Source organism: Modestobacter sp. URMC 112 (genome assembly GCF_053502575.1).
In genome coordinates, this window is the sequence record NZ_CP199957.1 from 146524 (window position 1) to 165285 (window position 18762).

Consider the following 18762-nt stretch of genomic DNA (forward strand, 5'->3'; position numbering starts at 1 on the left):
TCTCATCCGTACGTGTCCCGCGGTCCGCGTCCGCGGACGGTGCGGGGCCCCTTCTTCCAGTTCGGGGCCGTCGGACCGACAACGCGCAGCCGGGTCACGACGTCCCCGCCGACCTGGGCGTGCAGCTTGGCGAGGATGGAGGGGGCCAGCAGCCGCAGCTGGGTGGCCCAGGCGGTGGACTCGGCCACCACCAGCAGCTCCCCCTCCGACAGCGTCTGCGGCCGGCAGTGCTCGGCGATGTCCGGACCGACCAGGGCGTCCCAGCGGCCGAACACCGAGCCGACCCGGGTGTGCGCCGTCCAGTCCTGCTGGCTGACCAGCGACTCGACCAGCGAGCCCAGCGGCTGGGGGTCGTCGGCGCCCGGGTGCGGCCCGGTCCACCGGCGCCGGGGGCCGGCCACCCGCCGCCGGGTCGGCTGGGGCCGGGCGGCCGAGGCGGCCCGGGCGGCGTCCAGCGCGGCGCGGGCGATGTCGGAGGGCCGGGCCGGCCGCTCGTCAGTCACCGGCCGGCTCCAGTTCCACGCCGACCTCGGGCACGAGCACCCGGGCGTGGCCGTCGGCGACCAGCACCCGGGTGCCGCGCAGCGCCGCGGGCACGTCCTCGGCCACCGCGGCGGTGACCAGCGTCTGCTCGGCGCCCGCGGCGACCGCGGCCAGCGCGGTGCGGCGGCCGGCGTCCAGCTCGGCGAACACGTCGTCCAGCACCAGGATCGGGTCCTCCCCCTCGGCTCGGAGCAGCGCGAAGCAGGCCAGCTTCAGCGCCAGCGCGTACGACCAGGACTCCCCGTGGCTGGCGTAGCCCTTGGCCGGCGCCGGCCCCAGGTGCAGCACCAGGTCGTCGCGGTGCGGACCGACCAGCGTCACCCCGCGGTCGACCTCCTCGGCCCGCCGCTGCGCCACCTGCGCCTGCAGGGCCGCGGCCAGCTCCTCGGCCCCCGGCAGCGGACGGGCCGGATCCACCGGGTCGCCGTCCCCGGCCAGCGGCACCGTGCTCAGGTAGCCCAGCGCCGCGGCGTCCGCCCCGGGACCGGCCACCCCCGCGTAGGCCTCGGCGACGTAGGGCGCCAGGTCGGTGACCAGCCGCAGCCGGGCGGCCAGCAGCTGGCCGCCCAGCTCGGTGAGGTGGCCGTCCCAGACGTCCAGGGTGGCCAGCGCGTTGCCGCGGGCCAGCCGCGCCGTCTTCAGCAGCGCGTTGCGCTGCTTGAGCACCCGGTCGTAGTCGCTGCGCACGCCGGCCAGCCGCGGGGTGCGGCTGACCAGCAGGTCGTCGAGGAACCGGCGCCGCTCGGCCGGGTCGCCGCGGACCAGCGCCAGGTCCTCGGGGGCGAACAGCACCGTCTTGACCAGGCCGATCAGCTCCCGGGGGCGGGGCAGCGGCGAGCGGTTCACCCGGACCCGGTTGGCCCGGCCCGGGTTGATCTCCACCTCGACCAGCAGCTCGCGCTCGTCGCGCCGCAGCGCCGCCCGGACCACCGCCTGGGCGGCGCCGTGCCGCACCAGCGGCGCGTCCGAGGAGACCCGGTGGCTGCCCAGCGTGGCCAGGTAGCCGACCGCCTCGACCAGGTTGGTCTTGCCCTGGCCGTTGCGGCCGACCAGTACGGTCGGGCCGGGTGTCAGCGCCAGGTCGGCGGACTCCCAGCTGCGGAACTGCCCGACCTGCAGGTGCCGGACGTACACGTTCTCCAGCCTCCCAGCGGACCGTTCACTGACCGTTCGGGCGGCCCCCGTGTCAGGCCCCCTTGCAGGGTCCCGCCGCGAGCTCGCGAGTGGCGGGGGGTCAGGCCCCCTTGCAGGGTCCCGCCGCGAGCTCGCGAGGCGTGGGGGGTCAGGCCCCCTTGCAGGGTCCCGCCGCGAGCTCGCGAGTGGTGGGGGGCAAGGGGGTCCTTCTTCAGGCGGGCTCCTCGGCCTCCTGCGCCTGGATCGCCCGGACGGCGTGCCCGCCGAACTGGTTGCGCAGCGCGGCGACGGCCTTCATCGTCGGGGAGTCCTCCTGCCGGGAGGAGAACCGGGCGAACAGCGAGGCGGCGATCGTGGGCATCGGGACGGCGTTCTCGATGGCCTGCTCGACGGTCCACCGGCCCTCGCCGGAGTCCTCGGCGTAGCCGCTGGTCTTCTCCAGCGCCGGGTCCTCCTCCAGCGCGCGGACCAGCAGGTCCAAGAGCCAGGAGCGGATGACGGTCCCCTGGGTCCACGAGGCGATGACGCCGGGGACGTCCTCGATCAGGTCGACGGCGGCCAGCAGCTCGTAGCCCTCGCCGTATGCCTGCATCAGCGCGTACTCGATGCCGTTGTGGACCATCTTGCTGAAGTGGCCGGCGCCGACCGGGCCGGCGTGCACGAAGCCCGCGCCGGGCATCTCCTGGCCGGACTCGTCCTTCGGCGCGGGGGGCCGGAGCGCGTCGAACACCGGCTGCACCTTGGCGACGTCCTCCTTCGTGCCGCCGACCATCAGGGCGTAGCCGTTCTCCAGGCCCCACACCCCGCCGGAGACGCCGGCGTCGACGTACCCGATGCCCTTCTCCCGGCACAGGACGTCGTGGAGCTGGTCGTCGGTGTACTTCGAGTTGCCGCCGTCGACGATGACGTCCTCGGGGCTGAGCAGCTCGGCCAGCTCCTTGACGGTGGCCCGGGTCGGCTCGCCGGACGGCACCATCACCCAGACGACGCGCGGCGCCTCGAGCGCCTGGACCAGCGCCTCGAGGCTGTCGACGTCCCGTTTGGGCGACGAGTGGTCGTAGCCGACCACCTCGTGACCGGCGCGGCGCAGCCGCTCGGTCATGTTGCCGCCCATCTTGCCCAGCCCGACCATCCCCAGCTGCACGGCTGGTCCTCCTCAACGTCGACGTCCGTCCGCGGCCCATCGTGCTCGACCAGCCGCGCGCCCGCCCGACCGGGGTGGCCCTCCTGCAGGGGCCCGCCCGCGAGCCTGCGAGCGGGTGGGGGGCAGGAGGGTCCTTTAACCGGGGAGGCGCACCGGCATGATCAGGTAGCGGTAGCTGCCCGGGCGCTCGGCGGGACGCTGCGGGGCGCCGTCGTCGTCGGCCGCGGGCTCCTCGACGCCGGACAGCACCGCGGGCTTGAGCGCGGTGGTGAAGTCCATCCGGGCGCGGTCGGTGTGCACCGCGGCCAGCCCGTCGAGCAGGAACGTCGGGTTGAAGCCGATGGTCAGCGCGTCCCCGTCGAACTCGACGTCGCACCGCTCCTCGGCCTGGCCCTCCTCGTCGCTGCCGCCGGCCCGCAGCGTGACCTGGCCGGGGGTGAACTCGCAGCGCAACGGCGTCCCGCGCTCGGCGACCAGCGCGACCCGCTTGGCCGCGTCGGTGAACAGCCCCACCGGCAGCAGGGCGCTGGACGTCGACTCGCTGGGCATGATCGCGCGGTACTTGACGAACTCGGCGTCCAGCAGCCGGGTGGTGGTCTGCCGGTCCTTGCCCGACAGGCCCAGGATGCCCTCGCCGGAGCCGCCCGAGGACAGCGACAGCACGACCTCGGGGCCGCTGGTCAGCGTCTTGGCGGCGTCGGCGAGGGTGCGCGCGGGCACCAGCACGGCCGCGGTGAGCCCCGGGGTCTCCGGGCGCCAGGCGAACTCCCGGACGGCGAGCCGGTACCGGTCGGTGGCGGCCAGGGTGACCAGGTCGTCCTCGATCTCCAGCCGGACGCCGGTGAGCATCGGGAGGGTGTCGTCGCGGCCGGCGGCCACCGCGACCTGGCCGACCGCCTCGGCGAAGGCGTCGCTGTCCACCGTGCCGGCGGTGGACGGCATCGACGGCAGGGACGGGTAGTCCTCCACCGGGAGCGTGGGCAGCGAGAACCGGGCGTTGCCGCAGCTGATCGACAGCCGCGCGCCCTCGGCGACGATCTCGACCGGGTGCGGGGGCAGGGCCCGGGTGATCTCGGCCAGCAGCCGGCCGGGCACCAGGGTGCGGCCGCCCTCGGTGGACTGGACGTCGATCTCCGAGCGGGCCGAGACCTCGTAGTCGAACCCGGAGACCGACAGCTGGGAGCCCTCGACCTCCAGCATGATCCCGGCCAGGACCGGCACCGAGGGCCGCGGCGGCAGGCTGCGCGCCGTCCAGGCAACGGCCTCGGCGAGCACCTCACGTGCCACCCGGAACTTCATCTCGAGATCCACCCCATGCTCGTCCGTACTGCTGTCTGCGCTGCTGGTGCGTGCGGCCGGCGGGCACCGCGTGCGGCGCTCATCCTCCCCTGCGCCGCTCATCGTGCCGTGCCAGGTGCCCCCGCGGACAGCCCTGTCGCTGATCGGTGCCCTCGTCCGGCCCCGGTGGTCGCGGAGCGGGCCGGGCCGGGCGGTCCCCATCGGGAGTGTGGTTCGAGACAACCCTGGGAGAAGTACCTCATCTTCGTCATCACAGGTGTGGAAGCTGGGGACCGGGCCCGTCGGCGCAGGTCAGTCCCCGTCCGGCCCTGTTGGCCCGCTGTGGGCTGGTGACCGTCGTCCTGTGTCGACACGTGGACAACTCGACCGCTGTGCACCGCCGGCGGGCGGTGTCCACCCCACGTCCCCTGCCGGCGCGCAGGTCCGTCCCCACCCCGTGCCCCCAGCTGGGGAGTGGGGGACGGCGGCGACCGGCGTCCGCAGTGTGTGGACAGCTGCTCCCCGGACGGGGGACGTCGCAGGTCAGCGCCCCGCAGAGGGGTGGAGGCGGACCCCGCGGCGGTGGACGTCCTGGGCATCGGCGGGAGGAGCGGAGATCTCCCCAACCTGTGCACAGTCCTGGGGACAAGGGGACACGGGGAGGACGGTCACCGGCCCGGCAGGTCGGTCACCGGCCGTCGTGTCACGACCGCGCGCGGCTCTTGATCCGGGCGGTGAGCTCGGTGACCTGGGTGTAGGTGGCCCGGCGCTCGCTCATCAGGCCGGTGATCTTCTTGACCGCGTGCATGACCGTGGTGTGGTCCTTGCCGCCGAACGAGGCGCCGATCCGCGGCAGGGACAGCTCGGTGAGCTCCCGGCACAGGTACATGGCGATCTGCCGGGCGTTGACCAGGGTGCGGCTGCGGTTGGCGCCCTGCAGCTCCTCCATCGTCACGGAGAAGTACTCCGCGGTCGCGGCCATGATGATCGCTGCGGTGATCTGCGGGCCCTGCTCGTCGCTGATCAGGTCCTTGAGCACCAGCTCGGCGAGCGCCAGGTCGACCGGCTGCTTGTTCAGGCTGGCGAAGGCGGTCACCCGGATGAGCGCGCCCTCGAGCTCGCGGATGTTGGTCTGCACCTTGCTGGCGATGAACTCCAGCACGGCGTCCGGGGCCTGCAGGCGCTCGCCCCACGCCTTCTTGCGCAGGATGGCGATGCGGGTCTCCAGGTCCGGCGCCTGCACGTCGGTGATCAGCCCCCACTCGAAGCGGGTCCGCAGCCGGTCCTCCAGCGTCGTGAGCTTCTTCGGCGCCCGGTCGGAGGTGATGACGATCTGCTTGCTGGCGTTGTGCAGGGTGTTGAAGGTGTGGAAGAACTCCTCCTGGGTGCGCTCGGCGCGCTCCAGGAACTGGATGTCGTCGATCAGCAGGAAGTCGATGTCCCGGTAGCGGCGCCGGAAGTCCTCGGCCCGGCCGGAGTGCACCAGGTTGATGAACTCGTTGGTGAACTCCTCCGTACTGACGTAACGCACCCGCACGTTGGGGAACATCCGGGCGGCGTAGTGCCCGATGGCGTGCAGCAGGTGGGTCTTGCCCAGCCCGGAGTCCCCGTAGATGAACAGCGGGTTGTAGGCCCGCGCCGGCGCCTCGGCGACGGCCACCGCCGCGGCGTGGGCGAACCGGTTGCTGTTGCCGATGACGAAGGAGTCGAAGACGTACTTGGGGTTCAGCCCCGGGTCCAGGCCGGCCGGGCGGTGCCGGTCGGCGAACAGCGGGACGGCGCCGGACCCCCGGGACTGCGGGCGGTCGCTGGAACGCCGGTCGGCTCCCGTCCGATCGGCGGGGTCGGCGTCCCACGGGGCCACTCCCCGCCGGCCGTCCTCGGCCGGCTGCCCAGCCGGGCCGGCCGAGCGCGGCGGCCCCGACCCGGCAGCGTCCTGCTCCGGTCGGTCGGGGGCGGCCGCACCGCGCGACCAGTCCCGTCCGTCGCCGGACTCGGGCAGCCAGACGTCGCTGCGGACCGCGTCGCTGCGCACGCCGAACGCACTGCGCCCGTCGTCGGCGCGGTCGCGGGCCGCCCGGTCCTCCTCGGCCCGGTCCTGCGCGGCCCGGTCCCGGGCGGCGCGCTCACGTGCGGCGCGGTCGTCGTCGGTGCGGCCGGCCGGGAAGCCCGAGCCGTAGCGCTCGTCGCTGAACCGTTCGTCGGTGAAGGGCTCCGGTGCCGGGGTGCCGGAGGCGAAGCGGTCCCCGCTGAACTGGTCCCCGGCGAACTGGTCCCCGCCGAACTGGTCCCCGCCGAACCCCTCGGGGGAGAACCGGTCGGCGGCGTAGCGGTCCTCGGGCAGCCGCTGCTGGACGTAGGACTCGAAGCGGTCGGCGGGCCGGGCCGGAGCGGGCCGGGCACCGTCCCGGGCGGGCGCGCGCTCGCGGTCGGCCGCCGCCCCCGCTCCCCACCGCGGGTCCAGCGGCTGCTGGGCGTCGGCGGGATCGGTGGCCGGCGCGGCCGCCGGCTGCGCGGGGGCGTCCTCCAACTGGACGGCGACCCGGATGGCCCGCCCGAACTGCTCGGACAGCGCCTCGGCCAGCACCAGCCGCATCCGCGACTCGAGCACGGTCTGGGTGAACTCGTTGGGGGCGGCCAGGACGGCGGTGTCCTCCACCAGGCCCAGCGGCCGGGTGAGGTTCAGCATCGCGTTCTGCTGCGGGGACAGACTGGTGGCGAGCCGGTCGCGGATCTGGTCCCAGACCGTCGCCAGGTCGACCGTGGAGTCGGCCATCGACTGTGTCCCCTCTTCCTGCGCTCGGCTCCGGAACGCCTCGACGGTCCGCCTCGGCGCCCCGCCCGTCCCGGGGACCGCCGGTCCCCCGGCCGGTCCCCAGTTGTGGACATCCAACCGCGCTCGGTCCACACCGGTGTCCACAGAGTGTGCACGGCTCCGGGCCGGTCGCGCGGACACCGATCCGGACCGGTCCCGCCCGGATGCCGTCCTCGCAGGTCAGCCCGGTCCTCGGGCATCCGCCGGGGTCGTCGTGCGGCCGGCTCGCCGGCCAGGTCGTCGCCCCTGGTGGGACCGTCCGGTCCACCGCGGAGCGACGGCGACGCTAACAGCCCCGTCCACAGCCCGGCAACGAGGACCGGGGAGTCCGTCCCCGGGTCCGCCGGCCGCGGCGGCGTGTCCGTGCCGGCCGGTGCTCCGGTGGGTGCAGCATGACGGGTCGGCCGGTTCGGCGGGCACGGCGCGGTGGCCGGCGGGACTCGGCTATGCTGGTCGGCGTCTGTGGACAGCGGACCGGTGTGCCCGTGCGAGCTCGCGGTCACCCGGTCGCCGTCCACGGCACACCAGCCTCGGGCTCAGGTGCGGTCGCGGTCCTCGCGACCAGCCTGCGCCCGCACGCGTGTGAGGCCCGATCCCGGGCAGCGCCGCGCCGACGTCGTCAGTCAGTGGGAGTCCCTCGTGAGCAAGCGCACGTTCCAGCCGAACAACCGCCGGCGGTCCAAGACCCACGGCTTCCGGCTGCGGATGCGCACCCGTGCCGGCCGCGCCATCCTCGCCGGCCGCCGGCGCAAGGGTCGCGACAAGCTCTCCGCCTGAGGTGCTGCCAGCGCAGGCACGCCTGCGCCGGCGGCCGGACTTCACCGTGGTCGTCCGGACCGGTCGCCGCGCCGGTCGGCCGACGATGGTGCTGCACTACCTCCCCGTACGGCCCGTCGCCCAGGCCGGGGGTCCCAGCGACCCCCCGCCCGGGCCACGGGCCGGTTTCGTGGTCGGCAAGGCCGTGGGCAACTCGGTCTGCCGGCACCGGGTGACCCGGCAGCTGCGTTCCCTGGTCCGCGCGCGGCTGCACCGCCTGCCCGGCACCGCCGACCTCGTCGTGCGGGCCCGGCCGGAGGCCGCCGGTGCCGCGTCCGCGGTGCTCGGCCGCGACCTGGACGCCGGCCTGGACCGGTTGCTCGGCGACCGGGCGCCCCGCTCGTGACCATCCGTCCCCGTGGGCCGGTCGCCCGTGCGCTGCTGGCCTGCGTCGGCTTCTACCAGCACGCCGTGAGCCCGGTGCTGCCGCCGCGCTGCCGCTTCCAGCCCACCTGCAGCGCCTACGCCGTCGAGGCGCTGGAGGCGCACGGGGCGGCCCGGGGCAGCTGGCTGGCCCTGCGGCGGCTGGCGAAGTGCGCTCCCTGGCACCCGGGCGGCGTCGACCTGGTGCCGCCGTCCCACGCGTCCGTCCCGGCCGGTCCGGCCGGGACACCGGACCCCGTCCGTTCGTCGAGCACAGCGGCGCCGGATCTCCCCGAGGCTCCCCATCGTGCTCCCCGGCCGGCTCCCGGCCGGACCCCGCCGCAGGAGGCTGGCGTTGTTTGACATCAACCTGAACTGGTTCTACACCGCCATCGCCTGGGTGATGAAGCAGTGGCACACGCTGTTCTCCACCTTCCTGGACCCGGCCAGCGGCATCACCTGGGCGCTGTCCATCGTGTTCCTCGTCGTGACGATCCGGCTGCTGCTGTTCCGGCTGTTCGTCAAGCAGGTGAAGTCCCAGCGGGCGATGCAGGAGATCCAGCCGGAGATCCAGAAGCTGCGCAAGCAGTACGGCAACGACAAGCAGGGCTTCAGCCAGGCGATGATGGCCCTGCAGAAGGAGCGCGGGGTCAACCCGCTGGCCGGCTGCCTGCCGATCCTGCCGCAGATCCCGGTCTTCATCTCGCTGTTCCACGTGCTGCGCCGGCTCGCCCCCGGCAAGGAGGGGCTCTACAGCTGGGACGACCAGCTCACCGACCAGGCCGCCTCGGCCTCGCTGTTCGGCGCACCGATCTCCTCGTCGTTCAACATGGACGGCGCCAAGGAGCAGGCGATCCTGGCGCTGCCGGGGGTCGGCTACACCAGCATCCGGGTCGTCTCGTTCATCCTGATCGTGATCATGTGCGCGACGACGTACTACACGCAGCGGCAGATCATGCGGCGCTCCGGCCCGGTCGAGGGCCAGGCCGCGATGGTCCAGAAGCTGCTGCTCTACGGCATGCCGCTGAGCCTCTTCGTCACCGGCTTCTTCTTCCCGGTCGGGGTGCTCCTCTACTGGTTCACCAACAACCTGTGGACCCTGGGCCAGCAGTTCTACATCCTCAAGAAGCTGCCCCCGCCCGGATCGCCCGCGGCCCTGGCCAAGGCCGCCGCGGACAAGCCGGCGATCGACCCCAAGGCCCTGGCGCCCCGGCCCGGCGCGAAGCCGGTCCGCCCGAAGCCCGGTCGTCCCGCCTCCCCCACCGTCGCCCCGGAGTCCACGGTCGGCCCCGACGGCACGGCACCGGCCGGGGGGGCCGCGGACACCGGTCAGCCGCTGGACGGCGTCCCGGACGGCGTCCCGGACGGCGTCCCGGACGGCGGCCTGGACGACGGCGTGCCCGGACGGAGCACCGGGTCCACCGCTGCCGGCAGCACCGGCAGCCGCCCCTCGGGGGCCGCGCGGCCCCGCGGCGGCTCCGGCCAGGCCCCGGCCAACCGGGGGAAGCGCAAGCGCCGCTGACCCGCCGGCCGGCGGCGCGGCCGCGAACGGCCCCGCCGGCCCCTCGACCACCGGGCCAGCCCGGCCGCCTGCACGATCCTGGGAGGAACCACCGTGAGTGCACCCGACAACGACACCGCCACCACCGCCGAGGCGACCTCCGACGCGGTGCTGACCCGCGGCGAGCCGACCGACGGCGCGGACAGCCCGGCGCTCCCCGACGCCGACGACGCGTCCACCGACGCCCTGGTCGAGCCGATCGACGTCCTCGAGGACGACGACGAGGACGACGCGGACGACGCGGACGAGGAGGACGACGACGAGGACGACGACGAGGACGACGAGACCGGGGACAGCCTGCTGGTCCGCGAGGGCGACGTCGCCGGCGACTACCTCGAGCGGCTGCTGGACATCCTGGACGTGGACGGCGACATCGACCTGGACGTCGAGGGCGACCGGGCGTCGGTCGCGGTCGTCGGCGGGCAGCTCAAGACGCTGATCGGGCCCGACGGGGCCACCCTGGAGGCGCTGCAGGAGCTGACCCGGCTCGCGGTCGCCCAGTCCACCGGGGTCCGCAGCCGGCTGATGCTGGACATCGGCGGCTTCCGGGCCAAGCGGCGGGCCGACCTGACGGCGCTGGCCACCGAGGCCGCCGCCAGGGTCGCGCAGAGCCGGCAGCCCGAGCGGATGGCGGCGATGAACCCCTTCGAGCGCAAGGTCGTCCACGACGTCATCGCCGCGGCTCCCGGGGTGCGCAGCGAGTCGGAGGGCGAGGAGCCGAACCGCCGCGTCGTGGTCCTGCCCGACGCGTGAACGAGGAGGTCCCGGGCCGCGACGAGCAGCAGGACGCGCAGGTCGGGCCCAGTACGGACGTTGTCGTTCCGGAACCACCTAAGGTGGCGCGGGAGGTCTTCGGCGACGCCCTCGACGACGCCGTCCGGTACGTCGGGATGCTGGCCGGCGACGGCGTGGTGCGTGGCCTGATCGGCCCTCGCGAGGTGCCGCGGCTCTGGGACCGGCACGTGCTCAACAGCGCCGCCATGGCCGAGGCCGTGCCGGCCGGCGCACGGGTGGTCGACGTGGGCAGCGGCGCCGGGCTGCCCGGCATCCCGCTCGCCCTGGCCCGCCGCGACCTCGCGGTGACGCTGGTGGAGCCGATGGCCCGGCGGGTGGAGTTCCTCGAGGACGTGACGGCGACGCTGGGCGCGTCGTGGCGGGTGGTGCGTGGCCGGGCGGAGGAACGGTCGGTCGTCCGGGCCGTGGGCCCGGTGGACGTGGTCACCGCCCGGGCGGTCGCCCCGCTGCCCCGGCTGGTCGGCTGGTGTCGCGGGCTGCTGCGGCCCGGCGCCCAGCTGGTCGCCCTGGTCGGTGCCCGCGCCGCAGCCGAGGTGCCCGGGCTCGTGCCGCAACTCGAGGCCGCCGGGATGCGGGACGTGCGGACCCGGGCCGTCGGTGTCGGGCTGGGCGCGGCAGCCACTACCGTGGTGGTCATGACCCGGAGTGGCCGGTGACCGCGCTCCGCGGCCGGCACGAACCGTTCCACGTGGAACAGCAGCACGACGTGCGCGTTCCACGTGGAACACGGCGGTGAGGGGGACGCACCGATGACCGACCCGGGCGAGCGGTTGCGGCACAGCCTCACCGCCGAGCAGGGCCCCGCCGAGTTCGACAGCCCGATCGCCATGGAGGCGATGCGGGCCACCCGCGTGCTGCACGCGGCCCACCAGGACCCCTTCCCGGCGCCCGGGCGGATCCGGGTGATCACCGTCGCCAACCAGAAGGGCGGGGTCGGTAAGACCACGTCCACGGTGAACCTCGGCGTCGCCCTGGCCATGTACGGGCTGCGGACCCTGGTCATCGACCTCGACCCCCAGGGGAACACCAGCACGGCGCTGGGCGTCGAGCACACCGTCGGGACGCCGTCGATCTACGACACCCTGGTCGGTGAGACGCCGCTGCTGGAGGTGGCCGCGCGGACCACGGCGAGCCCGCTCCTGCACTGCGTACCGGCGACGATCGACCTGGCAGGGGCGGAGATCGAGCTGGTCTCGATGGTGGCCCGCGAGCACCGGCTCCGCCGGGCCATCGAGGCTCACCTGGCCGACGCCCCCGCCGACCTGCGCCCGCACTACGTGCTCATCGACTGCCCGCCGTCCCTGGGCCTGTTGACCCTGAACGCCCTGGTGGCCGGGGACGAGGTGCTCATCCCGATCCAGTGCGAGTACTACGCGCTGGAGGGCCTCGGGCAGCTGCTGTCCAACATCGACCTGGTCCGGGCGCACCTCAACCCGGGCATCTCGGTGAGCACGATCCTGCTGACCATGTACGACGGCCGGACGAAGCTGGCCGACCAGGTGGCCGACGAGGTCCGCAACCACTTCGGCGACCTGGTGCTGGACGCCGTCATCCCGCGCAACGTCCGGGTGAGCGAGGCGCCCGGCTACGGGCAGTCGGTGCTCACCTACGACCCCGGGTCCCGCGGCGCGACCAGCTACGTCGAGGCGGCCAAGGAGCTCGCCGAGCGCGGCGCGCGGCTGACCCCGGCGCCGCCTCCCCCGCCGCCGCCACCGCCGGCCCCGCCGGTGGCCGCCCTGGTGCTGGGCGAACCGGTGTCCACCCCCGGTCTCACCGGCAGGCACGGCGCGTGACGGCAACCGACATCGAGGAGATCTACACGTGACGAAGCGCGGCGGCCTCGGCCGGGGCCTGGCGGCCCTCATCCCCACCAGCGCGCCGGCGCCCACGGCCACCCCCGCGGCCCGCGCGGCCGAGGCGGCCGAGTCGGGCTCCGCCGTCGGGACGGTGGAACGGCCGGACCCGGCGCCGTCCGGGCCGCAGGGCTGGACGGAGCGGGCCACGCCGCCGGCCCCCTCGCCGACGGGACCGGCGGACGTCGTCGAGCGGGTGCCGGCGCCGGGCGAGGCCACCGAGCTGGAGCGCGTCCAGGGCGTCCCCGGAGCGCAGCTGCGCGAGGTCCCGGTGGACGACGTCGTCCCCAACCCCAAGCAGCCGCGGACGGTCTTCGACGACGAGGCGCTCGAGGAGCTCACCCACTCCGTGCGCGAGTTCGGGCTGCTCCAGCCGATCGTGGTCCGCGAGGCGCCCGAGGGCGGCTACGAGCTCATCATGGGCGAGCGGCGACTGCGGGCCGCCCGGTCCGCGGGGCTGCAGTCCGTGCCGGCGATCGTCCGCTTCACCTCCGACGACGCGATGCTCCGCGACGCCCTGCTGGAGAACATCCACCGGGTCCAGCTCAACCCGCTGGAGGAGGCGGCGGCCTACCAGCAGCTGCTGGAGGAGTTCGGCGCCACCCACGAGGAGCTGGCCGGCCGGATCGGCCGCAGCCGGTCGCAGGTCACCAACACCATCCGGCTGCTGAAGCTCCCGGTGAAGGTGCAGACCCGGGTGGCCGCCGGCGTGCTCTCCGCCGGCCACGCCCGGGCCCTGCTCGGCCTCCCGGAGGCCGACGCGCAGGACGCGCTGGCTGCCCGGATCGTGGCCGAGGGCATGTCGGTCCGGGCCACGGAGGAGGCGGTGTCCCTCGCCGTGGCCGCGTCGCCGACGGCGGCCCGCCGGACCAACCGCCGGCTCAACGCGCCGGGCGTGGAGGACCTCGCCGGCCGGCTGTCCGACGTCTTCGAGACCAAGGTCAAGGTGCAGATCGGCCGGGCCAAGGGCCGGATCGTGGTGGAGTTCGGGTCCGTCGACGACCTGCAGCGGATCATCGGCATGATGGCCCCGGACCTCTCCGGGCGCGGCAACGGCCCGTCGACCGAATGAGCAGCTCCTCAGGCCCGTTGCGTCACTGACGGAAAAGGCCTGAGGAGGGACGGACGGGTGGCCGCGCTGTCCGTCAGGACGACGACGTGCTCGCGCGTCGCGTCAGCAGTCGGGTGAGGACGTCGCCGAGGTCGAGCCCGGCGGCCTCCAGGGCCATCGGGAACATCGAGGTCTCGGTGAGCCCGGGGGACACGTTCACCTCGAGGAAGTGCACCGCCCCGTCCGGCGTGACGATGGCGTCGGTCCGGGACAGGTCGGCCAGCCCCAGCGCCCGGTGCGCCGCCAGGGCGACCTCCGCCGCCCGGGCAGCCACGTCCTCGGGCAGCCGGGCCGGTGCGTGGTACTCGGTGAGCCCCGGGGTGTACCGCGACGTGTAGTCGAAGACGCCGGACTCGGGCGCGATCTCCACCGCGGGCAGCGCCTGTGGCCCCTCGCCGAGGTCGACCACCGACAGGGCAAGCTCGACGCCCTCGACGAAGCGCTCGACCAGCACGGTGTCGCCGTAGGCGAAGGAGCTCACCATGGCCGCCGGCAGGTCCTCGACCCGGCTGATCTTCTGGGCACCGAGCGAGGACCCGCCGGAGGCCGGCTTGACCATCAGCGGCAACCCGAGCCGGGCCACGATCAGGTCCAGCACGGCCCCGGCGCCGAGCTCACGGAAGGTGCTGTGCGGCAGCGCCACCCAGTCCGGCGTGGTCACCCCGGCGCTCCGGATGACGGACTTGGCCGCCGGCTTGTCCCAGGCGAGCCGGCAGGCCGCCGCGGGGGAACCGACGTAGGGGACCCCGGCCAGGTCGAGCACCGCGCGGAGGGCGCCGTCCTCGCCGGTCGCGCCGTGCAGCGCGATGAACACCGCGTCGGCGGGGTGCGCCGACAGGCCGGGCAGCAGCTCGGCGTCCGCGTCGTGCAGCTCGGCCTCCACGTGCGACCGGTGCAGCGCCTCCATCACCTGGCCGGCGGAGGACAGGCTCACCTCGCGTTCGAAGGTGAGCCCGCCGGCCAGCACCAGTGCCCGCAGCGGGTGCTCCCCGCGGGCGGCACCGTCGACGGCGGCCGCGGCCGGGTCGCTCATACGGAGTCCTCGGTCTGGTCGCTGTTGGCCGGCCCGATGACCGGCGGAGGAGCGGGAGCGGGCCGGACGGCGGCGAACGTGCCGGTGTCCACGGCGTCGAAGGTGGCGTGCAGGTCCAGCTCGGCCTCGATCACCCGCGCCAGCCGCCGCACGCCCTCGCGGATGCGATCGGGCTCGGGGTAGCAGTAGGACAGCCGCATGTACTCCTGGCCGCTCCCGTCGGCGTAGAAGCCGATCCCGGGGACGTAGGCCACGTGTGCGGCGACCGCACGCGGCTGCATGAGCTTGGCGTCCAGGCCGTGCGGCAGCTTCAGCCAGACGTAGAACCCGCCGTCCGGGCGGGTCCAGGTCGTGCCGGCCGGCATCAGCGCCTGCAGCGACTCCAGGGTGGCGTCGCGACGCTCCCGGTAGAGCTCGGTGAAGACCTTGATCTGCTCGCGCCACGGCTGGGTGTCCAGGTAGCGGGCGACCGCGTACTGGGTGAGCGACGGCGGGCAGAGCACCTGCGCCTCGGTGGCCAGCACGAGCTTCTCGCGGACCGCCAGCGGGGCCAGCACCCAGCCCACCCGCAGGCCCGGGGAGAACGTCTTGGAGAACGAGCCGAGGTAGATGACCCGGTCCTCGTTGCGGGCGCGCAGGGCGCGCATCGGCTCGTGGTCGAAGCCGAGCAGGCCGTAGGGGTTGTCCTCGATGACCAGCAGGTCGTACTGCTCGGCCAGCGCGATGACCGCCTCGCGGCGTGGCTCGGTCAGCGTCACGCCGGCGGGGTTGTGGAAGTTGGGCACCGTGTAGAGGAACTTGACCCGCTCCCCCGCGGCCCGGCACTCCCGCAGCGCTTGCTCCAGCGCCTCCGGGATCAGGCCCTGGTCGTCCATCGCGACGTGTCGCACCCGGGCCTGGGCGGCCTGGAAGACCCCCAGCGCACCGACGTAGGACGGCGCCTCGGCCAGGACGACGTCGCCCGGGTCGACGAAGACCCGGGTGACCAGGTCCAGGCCCTGCTGGGAGCCGACGGTCACCACGACCTCGCTGGGCGAGGCGTCGGTGATGCCCTCCAGGGCCATCACGTCGCAGATCCGCTCGCGCAGCCGGGGGTCGCCCTGGCCCGAGCCGTACTGCAGGGTCTGTGCGCCCATGCCGGAGACCAGGTCGCCGATCATCGAGCCGACCGCGTCCAGCGGCAGGGCGGTGACCGCGGGCATGCCGCCGGCCAGCGAGACGACCTCGGGCCGGCTCACCACGGAGAACAGCGCCCGGATCTCCGAGCTCTTCATCCCGTGGGTGCGGGCCGCGTAGCGGTCTGCCAGGGGGTCCAGCCGCGGGTGGCGGTGGTGGACGTGCGGGGACGCACCGGCGGAGTGCGCCCCGACCTGACCTGAGCCGACCGTCGGGTCGGACGCTTTCGGGGTCACCCGTCGGAGTCTAGGCGGCTCTGTTCCTGGACCCGCGCGGGACGCGCTGTGAGTGACCGTCCCGTCACATCCACCTCACGGGGCCCGCTGACCCGCGGGCAGGAGGAAGGTGCCGGTGGGCGGGTCGGCCTCGGCGGGCAGGAAGAGCCGCTGCACCGAGGCGACGATGGCCTGGGCGATCGTGCTGCGCAGCCGCGCGTCGAGCAGCAGCAGGCGGTCGACGGGGTGGGACAGGTACCCGCAGTCGACCCGGACGGACGGCATCCGGGTCATCCGCAGGATGTCCCACGTCTTGGCGTGCGACCCGCAGTCCAGCATGCCGGTCCGGGCGATGATCTCGCGGCGGGCCAGGTTCGCGAACTGCTCGCCCACCGTGGAGCTCGCCCCGGACCCGGTGCCGTAGTAGTAGCTGGCCACGCCGCGGGCGTGCGCCGAGCCGTGCGCCTCCATGTGCAGCGAGAGGAACAGGTCGGCCCGGGCGTCGTTCGCGAACGCGGTGCGCTCCTCCGGGCCGGGACCGCCGGTCCGCCCGCGGGTCAGGTACACCCGGGCACCGGCGGCGGCCAGCCGGCCCTCGATCCGGGAGGCCAGGTCGAACACCAGGTCGGCCTCGGTGGTCTCCCCCGCCGTGTACCCGGTGTCCGCGCCGCCGTGGCCGGGGTCGATGACGACCACCCGGCCGATCAGGTGCGGGCCGGAGTCGACCAGGGAGGCGCTCTGCCGCAGCAGCTGCGGCCGGCCGCCGGTGACCCGGCGGCCCAGCTGCTTGAGCGCCCGCAGGGTGGCCGGGCCGCAGGTGCCGTCGGCGTTCAGCCCGTAGTCCCGCTGGAAGTCGCGCAGCCCGGACTCCGTCTCCGGGCCGAGGATCCCGTCCGCGCGGCCGGCGTCGTAGCCCAGCTCCAGCAGCAGCTCCTGCAGCCGGCGCACGTCGTCGCCGCGGGCCGGGCGCTCGGGGTCGTACCGGAGCAGCCGGTCCCCCAGCGACCAGCGGGCCTCGTTGAGCGCCCGGTAGGTCTCCTCCCCCACCCGGCCGTCCACGGACAGGCCACGGATCTGCTGGAAGTGCCGGACGGCGAGCTCGGTCGCCGCGTCGAAGACCGCCGGCCCCTGGTCGCCGTCCATGTCGGCGGCCACCGTGAGCAGGCCCAGCGCGCGCAGCACGGCGCGCACCTCGGCCACGGCCGGACCGGAGCTGCCGGGACGCAGGATCTCCATACGGGGCCGCTCCTCCTCGGGGGACGGGACGTGTCGGCGTCGATTGTGTCCCGCCCCCGTCGCCGCCCGCGCACCGGGGGACGCACGGACGACGAGGCCCGCCCGTCCATCGGACGAGCGGGCCTCCGGCCGGTCATCAGGCCCCGTTCAGGGTCCCGCCGCGAGCCTGCGAGCGGTGGGGGGCAGCGGGGTCCTTCCTCAGATGTAGTCGGAGAGGTCCGAGAGGATCGCGCCCTTGGGCTTGGCCCCGATGATGCTCTTGACCGGCTTCCCACCGGAGAAGACCGTCATGGTCGGGATCGACATGACCTGGTAGTCACGGGCGATCTGCGGGTTCTCGTCGATGTTGAGCTTGGCGATGGTGAGCTTGTCGCCGTGCTCGGCGGCGATCTCCTCCAGCACCGGGGCGACCATCTTGCACGGTCCGCACCACTCGGCCCAGAAGTCGACCAGCACGGGCTTGTCGCTGCCCAGGACGTCAGCAGCGAAGCTGTCGTCGGTGACCTTCACGGTGTTGCCTGCCATGTGGAGCTCCTTCTGTGGGATGGGATGGGAGAGCCTGTGGTCGGCCCCGCTGCAGGGCCCCGCCGCGAGCTCGCGAGCGGTGGGAGGCAGCGGGGTCCTTCTACTTACCGCTCGCCGAACGTGTCGGCCAGCCACCGCTCGGCGTCGATCGCGGCGGCGGCACCGGTGCCGGCCGAGGTGATCGCCTGGCGGTAGATGTGGTCGACGACGTCGCCGCAGGCGAACACGCCGTCGATGTTGGTCCGGGTGGTCGGGTGGTCGACGACCACGTACCCCTCGTCGTCCAGCTTCAACTGACCGACGAACAGCTCGGTCCGCGGGTCGTGGCCGATGGCGACGAACAGGCCGGTCACCGGGAGCTCCTCGGTGGTCCCGGTGGCGACGTCGGTCAGCTCGACCGCGGACACCGCGTTCTCGCCGCGCACGTCGGTCACCTGCTTGCCCAGCGCCCAGCGGATCTTCTCGTTGTCCTGCGCGCGCTTGACCATGATCTTCGACGCCCGGAGCTCGGCGCGTCGGTGCACCACGGTCACCGACTTGGCGAACCGGGTGAGGAAGGTGGCCTCCTCCATCGCGGAGTCGCCGCCGCCGACCACGACGATGTCCTGGTCGCGGAAGAAGAAGCCGTCGCAGGTGGCACAGGCGGAGACGCCGTGGCCGAGCAGCCGCTGCTCGTTGTCCAGGCCCAGGTACCGGTACTTCGACCCGGTGGCGACGATGACGGCGTGCGCCAGGTGCACCTCGTCGCCGACCTTGACCACCTTCGGGGTGGCCTCGAGGTCGACCTCGCTGACGTCGCGGGCGACCAGCTCGGCGCCGAAGCGCTCGGCCTGGGTGCGCATGTCCATCATGAGCTGCGGGCCCTGGATGCCCTCGGGGAACCCGGGGAAGTTCTCCACCTCGGTGGTGGTCATGAGCGCGCCGCCGAACTGCGACCCCTCGAACACCAGCGGGTGGAGGTTCGCGCGCGCGGCGTAGGTGGCGGCGGTGTACCCGGCCGGGCCGGACCCGATGATGATCAGGTCGCGGACGCCGTCGCGCTCGGCCGGCGGGATCGCCGGCGGCCCGTCGGTGGAGACGGCGGGGCCGGGAGTGGGCTGGTCTGTCGTCACGGGCGGCACAACGGACGAGGTGGGGCGGGCATTCCCGGGGGACGGCGCCCTC

18 protein-coding genes are annotated in these 18762 nt (G+C 74.2%); 8 read left to right on the forward strand and 10 right to left on the reverse strand.

The annotated features are described in order from the left end of the window. Nucleotides 1-2: 2 nt before the first annotated feature. The 5 genes from ACWIX6_RS00700 to dnaA all read right to left on the reverse strand — a co-directional run bounded on the left by ACWIX6_RS00700 (nt 3) and on the right by dnaA (nt 6875). Entirely contained in the window at nt 3-503 is a 501-nt protein-coding gene (locus ACWIX6_RS00700; RefSeq protein WP_448614924.1) for a DUF721 domain-containing protein, read from the reverse strand. Next, on the reverse strand, nt 496-1677 hold the full coding sequence (gene recF, locus ACWIX6_RS00705; RefSeq protein WP_448614925.1) for a DNA replication/repair protein RecF: 1182 nt from the start codon (nt 1675-1677) through the stop codon (nt 496-498). The genes ACWIX6_RS00700 and recF overlap by 8 nt, the downstream gene beginning before the upstream one ends. A gap of 211 nt (nt 1678-1888) precedes the next feature. Beyond that, nucleotides 1889-2821: a phosphogluconate dehydrogenase (NAD(+)-dependent, decarboxylating) gene (gene gnd, locus ACWIX6_RS00710; RefSeq protein WP_448614926.1), complete on the reverse strand. Its 933-nt coding sequence runs from the start codon at nt 2819-2821 to the stop codon at nt 1889-1891. A 135-nt stretch (nt 2822-2956) separates the two neighbouring features. After that, nucleotides 2957-4120, reverse strand: coding sequence for a DNA polymerase III subunit beta (dnaN, locus tag ACWIX6_RS00715; RefSeq protein WP_448614927.1), 1164 nt, complete (start codon nt 4118-4120; stop codon nt 2957-2959). Between the two features lie 682 nt (nt 4121-4802). Then, the gene (gene dnaA, locus ACWIX6_RS00720; RefSeq protein WP_448614928.1) at nt 4803-6875 is read right to left on the reverse strand and encodes a chromosomal replication initiator protein DnaA; all 2073 of its coding nucleotides are present in this window, start codon (nt 6873-6875) and stop codon (nt 4803-4805) included. A 678-nt stretch (nt 6876-7553) separates the two neighbouring features. On the opposite strand from dnaA, the gene rpmH reads away from it, so the two are divergent. The 8 genes from rpmH (at nt 7554) to ACWIX6_RS00760 (ending at nt 13374) form a co-directional block, all read left to right on the forward strand. Then, complete coding sequence (gene rpmH, locus ACWIX6_RS00725; RefSeq protein WP_056296149.1) at nt 7554-7691, forward strand: 50S ribosomal protein L34; 138 nt, start codon at nt 7554-7556, stop codon at nt 7689-7691. Between the two features lies 1 nt (nt 7692). Then, on the forward strand, nt 7693-8076 hold the full coding sequence (gene rnpA, locus ACWIX6_RS00730; protein ID WP_448614929.1) for a ribonuclease P protein component: 384 nt from the start codon (nt 7693-7695) through the stop codon (nt 8074-8076). Continuing rightward, on the forward strand, nt 8073-8456 hold the full coding sequence (gene yidD, locus ACWIX6_RS00735) for a membrane protein insertion efficiency factor YidD (RefSeq protein WP_448614930.1): 384 nt from the start codon (nt 8073-8075) through the stop codon (nt 8454-8456). Before rnpA ends, yidD begins: the two co-directional genes overlap by 4 nt. Beyond that, nucleotides 8449-9615: a membrane protein insertase YidC gene (gene yidC / locus ACWIX6_RS00740; RefSeq protein ID WP_448614931.1), complete on the forward strand. Its 1167-nt coding sequence runs from the start codon at nt 8449-8451 to the stop codon at nt 9613-9615. Before yidD ends, yidC begins: the two co-directional genes overlap by 8 nt. Before the next feature lie 93 nt (nt 9616-9708). Continuing rightward, a complete protein-coding gene (locus ACWIX6_RS00745; RefSeq protein ID WP_448614932.1) occupies nt 9709-10407 on the forward strand; it encodes a Jag family protein in 699 nt (232 codons plus the stop codon). 83 nt (nt 10408-10490) lie between these two features. Further along, nucleotides 10491-11105 (forward strand): 16S rRNA (guanine(527)-N(7))-methyltransferase RsmG, encoded by a 615-nt coding sequence (gene rsmG / locus ACWIX6_RS00750; RefSeq protein WP_448614933.1) that lies wholly within the window; start codon nt 10491-10493, stop codon nt 11103-11105. Between the two features lie 93 nt (nt 11106-11198). Further along, the gene (locus ACWIX6_RS00755; protein WP_448614934.1) at nt 11199-12242 is read left to right on the forward strand and encodes a ParA family protein; all 1044 of its coding nucleotides are present in this window, start codon (nt 11199-11201) and stop codon (nt 12240-12242) included. Between the two features lie 28 nt (nt 12243-12270). Beyond that, the gene (locus ACWIX6_RS00760; protein WP_448614935.1) at nt 12271-13374 is read left to right on the forward strand and encodes a ParB/RepB/Spo0J family partition protein; all 1104 of its coding nucleotides are present in this window, start codon (nt 12271-12273) and stop codon (nt 13372-13374) included. Nucleotides 13375-13447: 73 nt separating this feature from the next. Here the strand turns inward: ACWIX6_RS00760 and ACWIX6_RS00765 are convergent, their stop codons facing one another. The 5 genes from ACWIX6_RS00765 to trxB all read right to left on the reverse strand — a co-directional run bounded on the left by ACWIX6_RS00765 (nt 13448) and on the right by trxB (nt 18710). Next, nucleotides 13448-14446: a D-alanine--D-alanine ligase family protein gene (locus ACWIX6_RS00765; protein WP_448614936.1), complete on the reverse strand. Its 999-nt coding sequence runs from the start codon at nt 14444-14446 to the stop codon at nt 13448-13450. Continuing rightward, nucleotides 14443-15858, reverse strand: a complete 1416-nt coding sequence (locus ACWIX6_RS00770) for an aminotransferase-like domain-containing protein (RefSeq protein ID WP_448614937.1) — start codon at nt 15856-15858, stop codon at nt 14443-14445. The genes ACWIX6_RS00765 and ACWIX6_RS00770 overlap by 4 nt, the downstream gene beginning before the upstream one ends. 75 nt (nt 15859-15933) lie before the next feature. Beyond that, entirely contained in the window at nt 15934-17073 is a 1140-nt protein-coding gene (locus ACWIX6_RS00775) for an N-acetylmuramoyl-L-alanine amidase (RefSeq protein ID WP_448614938.1), read from the reverse strand. A gap of 198 nt (nt 17074-17271) precedes the next feature. Next, a complete protein-coding gene (gene trxA, locus ACWIX6_RS00780) occupies nt 17272-17598 on the reverse strand; it encodes a thioredoxin (protein ID WP_222048381.1) in 327 nt (108 codons plus the stop codon). Nucleotides 17599-17702: 104 nt separating this feature from the next. After that, nucleotides 17703-18710 carry a thioredoxin-disulfide reductase gene (gene trxB / locus ACWIX6_RS00785; protein ID WP_448614939.1) on the reverse strand — a complete coding sequence of 336 codons (1008 nt, stop codon included), beginning with the start codon at nt 18708-18710 and terminating at the stop codon, nt 17703-17705. Nucleotides 18711-18762 lie beyond the last annotated feature (52 nt).

What these genes read in the sequence shown, in the direction of transcription:
- ACWIX6_RS00775 (WP_448614938.1), bottom strand. Translation starts at nt 17,073, where the DNA reads ATGGAGATCCTGCGTCCCGGCAGCTCCGGTCCGGCCGTGGCCGAGGTG.
- dnaA (WP_448614928.1), bottom strand. Translation starts at nt 6,875, where the DNA reads ATGGCCGACTCCACGGTCGACCTGGCGACGGTCTGGGACCAGATCCGC.
- trxA (WP_222048381.1), bottom strand. Translation starts at nt 17,598, where the DNA reads ATGGCAGGCAACACCGTGAAGGTCACCGACGACAGCTTCGCTGCTGAC.
- ACWIX6_RS00765 (WP_448614936.1), bottom strand. Translation starts at nt 14,446, where the DNA reads ATGAGCGACCCGGCCGCGGCCGCCGTCGACGGTGCCGCCCGCGGGGAG.
- dnaN (WP_448614927.1), bottom strand. Translation starts at nt 4,120, where the DNA reads ATGAAGTTCCGGGTGGCACGTGAGGTGCTCGCCGAGGCCGTTGCCTGG.
- ACWIX6_RS00755 (WP_448614934.1), top strand. Translation starts at nt 11,199, where the DNA reads ATGACCGACCCGGGCGAGCGGTTGCGGCACAGCCTCACCGCCGAGCAG.